This window comes from Veillonella sp., from assembly GCF_019414865.1.
Lineage (GTDB): Bacteria > Bacillota > Negativicutes > Veillonellales > Veillonellaceae > Veillonella.
The window spans coordinates 1-6173 of record NZ_DXLG01000095.1 but is presented as its reverse complement, the minus strand read 5'-3'; the positions used below and the strand labels follow the sequence as shown (position 1 = coordinate 6173).

The following is a 6173-nucleotide window of genomic DNA, read 5'->3' as shown; positions in this document are numbered from 1 at the left end:
AGATTATACAAATCGAGTCTATATAAGGCTTTATAACTGTCTATCCATGCTATTTCAGTATTAGACTTTTTCGATATAATCAGTCATAATAAAGGTGTCTCGAAAGAGCAAGGCAGTAACCATGTAAGTGCATGTATACCCCCTTTGGGGACGTATACATGCATTTTTTTCATTTAGGTCTGCAATTCTATGCTCAAAATGCATAAAAAGTATGAATAGTAGATATAAAAGTTTTTATAACCCCTATAAAGGTAATCTATTATTCATAATTCTTTTAAGCATATATAATGAGTGTAGACAAAAACTCCTAGAGTTCAATAGTTGATAGTCGCGTATCACGAATTTCTGGGGTAGTGTTAGGATGATTACATGCCTATGTTTTTAAGAAAGGAAGAAACATGGAAAAATTCTTAAAACTAGCACTTATAGTGCTAATCCCTGTTGTCCTCTGGTTTACAACTCCACCAGATGGGCTCACTGATACGGCGTGGCGCCTTCTAGGCTTCTACATTGCAGGTATCGTAGGTTTGATTTTAAAACCATACCCAATTCAAATTATTTTATTAGCTGTATTATCTGCATCTGCATTATTCTTAGACAATGCAAAAGATATCTTGGTAGGTTATGGATCCACTGCATTGTGGATGATCATCGCTGCGTTCTCCTTGAGCGTTGCCTTTGGTAAAACTGGTCTTGGTCACCGCGTTGCATACCATTTGATTGATGCATTTGGTTCAACTGTATTACGCCTTGGTTATGTAACAGCACTTCTTGATTTAGTATTATCTCCAGCTACACCTTCTAATACAGCACGTGCGGCTGGTATCGTATATCCAATTAACTTATCCATCGCTGAATCTATCGGTTCTTATCCTGGCGATACTGCCAAACGCGGTGGTTCCTTCATCTTGATGAATGGTTATTTCGTAACAAAAATTACATCCTTCATGTTCTTAACAGCTATGGCTCCAAACGTGTTGGCTTTGGACTTTGTTACTAAAATCACTGGTCTTAACATGACTTGGGCTGAATGGGCTTTGGCCTTAGCTCTTCCAGGTCTTGTAATGTTGATCTTCGTACCACTTGTAGGTTACTGGATTGACCGTCCTGAAAATGTTACTATCGATAACAAAAAATTAGCTGCTGATGGTCTTGCCAAATTAGGACCTATGAAAACATCTGAAAAAATCTTGGCAGTTGTATTTATTCTTGCTCTTATCGGTTGGGCTTTGCCTTCCATCGGTTTTGACTTGAGCCCAACAGCAGTAGCATTAGTAGCTATGACTGTTGTATTCTTGGCTGGTATCATCACTTGGGATGACATGGTTCAGACTAAAGCTGTTTGGAACACATTCATCTGGTTCGGTGCTATCCTTGGTTTATCCACTGCTTTAACAAAAGCTAAATTCTTTGCTTGGCTTGCAGCATTTATGCAAGCAAACTTGGCACTCGATGTATCTCCACTCGTAGTTGTTTTAATTCTTTCTGCTATTAGCGTAGTCATTCGTTACTTATTTGCTTCCAGTACTGCATACATTGCATCTATGCTTCCAGTATTCTTAACTGTAGGTATGGCAGCTGGTGTTAACCCTGTTATGTTTGGTTTAGTATTGCTTGCAACAAATGCGTTTGGCGGTCTCGTAACTCACTACGGTGCATCTCCTGGTCCAATCATCTACTCTGCAGGTTACAATAACTTGAAAGATTGGTGGACTGCTGGTGCAATCTTAGCAGTATTGAGTTGGATTCTACTCTTTGTAGTAGGTATTCCTTGGTGGACTTTCATCGGTATGATTTAATCACCATATAGTTTTATAATCAACATTGTTTTAACGGCACGGACCAGACATTCGCGACACGTCTGGTCTTTGCCATTTGATATATTTTTAGTGAAAGGATGCAACATGGCACAATTAGTAAAAGCTGCACAAGCTGGCTTCGACGAAAAAAATGATGCATTAGTAACGGTTGAACCGATTGCTAGCGGTATCGAAATTGAATTAACATCCAAAGTTATCCGCCAATACGGCGACCAAATTAAATCCGTTATCTTAAACACAGTGAAAGAAGCTGGTTTTGATGGCGTAAAAGTAATCGTACAAGACAAAAATGCTTGGGATTACACAATTAAAGCTCGCGTATTAGGCGCATTGGAAAGGGGGAGCAAAGCATAATGGCTAACGATAAAACATTCCCAGAAGTTAAAACAAATCCATTAACAGAGGCTGCTAAAAAACGCTTGTCTCGTTCCATGATGTTCGTACCTGGTAATACACCTAAAATGATTAACAGTGCTGACATTCACGGTGCTGACTCCATCATGATCGATATCGAAGATTCCGTGCCTATTACAGAAAAAGATACAGCTCGTCTTTTAACTGCAGAAGCATTGAAATCTCGTAAATTCCGTGCAGAAACAGTTGTTCGTATCAACCATCCTACACAAACTCCTTATGGCTATGACGATCTTGATGTAATCGTTCCAGCTAAACCTGATATGATTCGTTTACCTAAAACTGAAGATGTATCTGAAGTTGAAATCGTAGCGAAGAAAATTGAAGAAGTAGAAAAAGCTAATGGCTGGCCAGAAGGTACTATCAACATTATCGTAGCTATCGAATCCGTTCGTGGCTTGTACAATGTTCGTGAAATCTGTCACGGCCCTCGCGTAGTAGCTATCGCTCTTGGCGCTGAAGATTACCGTGCTGACCTTCGTACAGGTAAGCATAAACCAGCTGTTGAATTGCTATTCGCTCGTCAAACAATTCTTCATGCAGCGCGTGAAGCAGGTATCCGCGTAATTGACACTGTATTCTCCGACGTGAAAGACCCACAAGGCTTCCGCGAAGAAGTTGAATTCATTAAAGCTTTGGGTTACGATGGCAAATCTTGTATCCACCCAAGCCAAATCAAAATTATCCACGAAGTATTCACTCCTGACGAAAAAGAAATCGCTCACTCCGTTAAGGTATTGAACAGCTACGCAGATGCATTGCGCAACAATAAAGGCGTAATCTCCGTAGATGGCAAAATGATCGATGGTCCTATCGTAGTACGTGCACAACGCGTTGTTGATAAAGCACGTGCAGCAGGCATTAAAGTTGAATTAGAGGAAGGAGCAGAATACGATGTTAAATAAAGTAGGTCGCGATATCCCAACAAATATCCCAGCACTAGAAGGTCGCGAAGTATATCAAGGTGAATTCGCTATTGAACCTAAAGCTCATCGCGCAGGTAAACCTGTACATATGAGTCGTGTTGGTACTAATAAAGTACTTGTTTCTATTGATGAAGCAATCGAAAAAGCTGGCGTAAAAGATGGTATGACATTGTCCTTCCATCATCACTTGCGCAATGGCGACTATGTAATGAAAATGGTTATGGAACGCGTTCAAGCAAAAGGCATTAAAGACATTACAATTGCGTCTTCTTCCTTGTCTCCATGCCATGAATTCTTGGTAGAAATGATTCAAGATGGTACTGTAACAGCTATTGAAACATCTGGCTTGCGCGATCGTCTTGGTAAATTCTTGACTCAAAACCCAGGCGTATTGAAACGCCCTGTAGTGATTCGTTCCCACGGTGGCCGTGCTCGTGCTATCGAATCTGGCGAAGTTCATATCGACGTAGCTTTCATGGCTGCTCCTACAGCTGACCCACGTGGTAATGCTACTGGTCGTATGGGTAAATCCGCATGTGGTGCGCTTGGCTATGCTAAAGTGGACTCCCACTATGCAGATACAACTGTTATTATTACAGATAACTTGGTTGACTATGTACACAACTATGCAATCCCTCAAACTGACGTAGATTATGTTGTTGAGGTTGAAAGCATTGGTGATCCAGAAGGTATCGCTTCTGGTGCGGTAGGTTTCACTAAAAACCCTATCCAAATCAAAATCGCTGAATTAGCTGGTGAATTCCTTGACCAAGCTGGCATCATTAAAGATGGTTTCGTATTCCAATTGGGTGCTGGTGGTGCTCCATTGACTGTGGCAAAATTCATCGCTGAAAAACTTCGCAAACGCGGTGAAGTAGGTGGCTTCGCTATCGGTGGTGCTACTGGTATCTTGACTGGTATGCTTGAAGAAGGCTTAATTCGTGCCATTTACGATACTCAAACATTCGATACTACTGCAGCAGCATCCTTGGATAAAAACCCTGCACATATCGAAATGTCCGCTTCCATGTACGCTAACCCATGGACTGACTGCACTACAAACTACCTAGACGTAGTATTCCTTGGTGCTACTGAAATCGACCTTGATTTCAACGTAAACGTAATGACTGACTCCAACGGTGTATTGATGGGCGCTTCCGGCGGTCACTCCGATACAGCAGCAGGTGCTAAATGCACAGTTATTACTTGCCCATTGATCCGCGGCCGCTTGCCAATGATCCGTGATAAAGTAGCTACTGTAATTACACCAGGCTCCTCCGTTGACGTACTCGTTACTGAATACGGTATCGCAATCAACCCAGCTCGTACTGATTTGATTGAACGCTTCAAAGACAGCAACTTGCCTATCTACACAATTGAAGAATTACAACAATTAGCATTCGACTTAGTTGGTAAACCACAAGATATTCCTGTATCTGACAAAGATGAAGACATCATCGCAATCGTAGAATACCGCGATGGCTCTATCATCGACGTGGTTCGCAAACCTCTATAATTAAAATTAAAACACTCTCTATGGTCTTCGGACTGTAGAGAGTGTTTTTACGTTGTATCAAATAATCGAAAATACTTGTAGTTATGTATATAAATGATTGCTATACTCATAAACATTAGATATACTATAAGAGAGAGTGCTTTGTTTTACATTAATTTTTAACTTTAGGAGAGAATATGAGCCAAGTATTTAAACAAGATTTAACAGATGATTCTGTTCGCCCTGGCGGTTTGTTTTTTGTTGAGTTATTAATGCCGAAGCAGTGTGATATGCCTGACCGCGATACAATGGTAGAGGTATTCACAAAGCATTTAGGCCCTGTTGATTGCTTTAGTTATGGCGCTGAATCTGCTGGTTTTGCACCTCAGAATTATAAGGTTCATTATGAAGATAATGATGCCGATGTTCCACCAACATTGATGGTGACGAATTGTGAGAAAATCGACAAACCTGTACTAGATGATTTTGAGCGCAGTCAGGTGTGGGATTGTCCAAATGTAGATGAGTTGCTAGATGAGTGCCAATATAGAGTATTTGCTACAGATATGTTAGCTTCGGGTTTAGAGCCTAAAGAACGGGCTGATATGTTAGTAAAATATGTAGATGCACTGCTAGAGTTATATCCATCTTGTAAGGCCGTTGTCTTTGGTCCATCTCGTAAGTTCTTAAGTCGAGAAACCATTGAAAATCATCCAGATAAAGCTGTAACTCGTTTTATTTATTATGCCGTAAATGTGCGATATTTTAGCATTCAAGGCACAGATGACATGATGGTTGATACGCTTGGTATGAGCACCTTATTCTACCCTGATTTGCAGTATCATTTTCACGGTATGAATCCCGATGAGATTGTAAATCATGCGTATAGTGTGTTGTACTATATCTTTGAGCACGATAATCCTATTGATGACGGGCAAACGATTGCAGGCTTAGAAAATGGAGATATGAATCCAGATATTAAATGGGCGGTTCAGTATGAGGATTCCTTGATTCAACCTCTTCGAACTGTTATAGATATTAATATGGGCGAATATGCATCTGGAACTCGCTAGTTGTAAATCGATGAAAGGTGTGAGCATTATGAATGATCAACGTATTTTTGACATGGAACTTGTGAAAGTCGAAAGTTTGGAGAAAGCTGTTAAGACTCCATTTTATCAAACTGATTCCACAGGTGGTTCAGTATGGGTTATTAAACCTGGGCAAACCCTACCAAAGCATTACCATCATAACTCTGATGATATATGGGTTATATTGCAAGGTAAGGGGGTATTTTATCCAACGCCTGATACAGAGGTGCCTTTTACAAAGGGACAAGTTATAGTATCTAAAAAGGGTGAATGTCATGGCGCAAAAAATACTGGGACAGAAGATGTTATCTTTGTAAGTATCGTTGCTCCTGTGCCTGCTGATTATGATCCTGTTAGTACAAATTAATATGAAAGCACTTTATAGTATTTTCTTATCTTGTGATAGAGATATATTTATACTATAAAG

6 protein-coding genes are annotated in these 6173 nt (G+C 40.3%); all 6 read left to right on the top strand.

What is annotated here, in order from left to right; genetic code table 11:
* The first annotated feature begins 398 nt into the window (after positions 1-398).
* The gene (locus QZ334_RS06350) at positions 399-1799 is read left to right on the top strand and encodes a DASS family sodium-coupled anion symporter (protein WP_295232901.1); all 1401 of its coding nucleotides are present in this window, start codon (positions 399-401) and stop codon (positions 1797-1799) included.
* Positions 1800-1904: 105 nt separating this feature from the next.
* Positions 1905-2174, top strand: coding sequence for a citrate lyase acyl carrier protein (gene citD, locus QZ334_RS06345; protein WP_005385629.1), 270 nt, complete (start codon positions 1905-1907; stop codon positions 2172-2174).
* Positions 2174-3139, top strand: a complete 966-nt coding sequence (locus tag QZ334_RS06340; protein WP_004695279.1) for an HpcH/HpaI aldolase/citrate lyase family protein — start codon at positions 2174-2176, stop codon at positions 3137-3139. Before citD ends, QZ334_RS06340 begins: the two co-directional genes overlap by 1 nt.
* Positions 3129-4676, top strand: coding sequence for a citrate lyase subunit alpha (gene citF / locus QZ334_RS06335; protein WP_295232899.1), 1548 nt, complete (start codon positions 3129-3131; stop codon positions 4674-4676). The genes QZ334_RS06340 and citF overlap by 11 nt, the downstream gene beginning before the upstream one ends.
* Positions 4677-4852: 176 nt before the next feature.
* The gene (locus QZ334_RS06330; protein WP_155086597.1) at positions 4853-5728 is read left to right on the top strand and encodes a DUF4261 domain-containing protein; all 876 of its coding nucleotides are present in this window, start codon (positions 4853-4855) and stop codon (positions 5726-5728) included.
* Between the two features lie 28 nt (positions 5729-5756).
* On the top strand, positions 5757-6113 hold the full coding sequence (locus QZ334_RS06325; protein ID WP_178885421.1) for a cupin domain-containing protein: 357 nt from the start codon (positions 5757-5759) through the stop codon (positions 6111-6113).
* Positions 6114-6173: the final 60 nt, after the last annotated feature.

Bases quoted from the DNA above. Each gene is read 5' to 3' on its own strand.
- QZ334_RS06330 (WP_155086597.1), top strand. From the start codon at position 4,853: ATGAGCCAAGTATTTAAACAAGATTTAACAGATGATTCTGTTCGCCCT.
- QZ334_RS06325 (WP_178885421.1), top strand. From the start codon at position 5,757: ATGAATGATCAACGTATTTTTGACATGGAACTTGTGAAAGTCGAAAGT.
- citF (WP_295232899.1), top strand. From the start codon at position 3,129: ATGTTAAATAAAGTAGGTCGCGATATCCCAACAAATATCCCAGCACTA.
- QZ334_RS06340 (WP_004695279.1), top strand. From the start codon at position 2,174: ATGGCTAACGATAAAACATTCCCAGAAGTTAAAACAAATCCATTAACA.
- citD (WP_005385629.1), top strand. From the start codon at position 1,905: ATGGCACAATTAGTAAAAGCTGCACAAGCTGGCTTCGACGAAAAAAAT.
- QZ334_RS06350 (WP_295232901.1), top strand. From the start codon at position 399: ATGGAAAAATTCTTAAAACTAGCACTTATAGTGCTAATCCCTGTTGTC.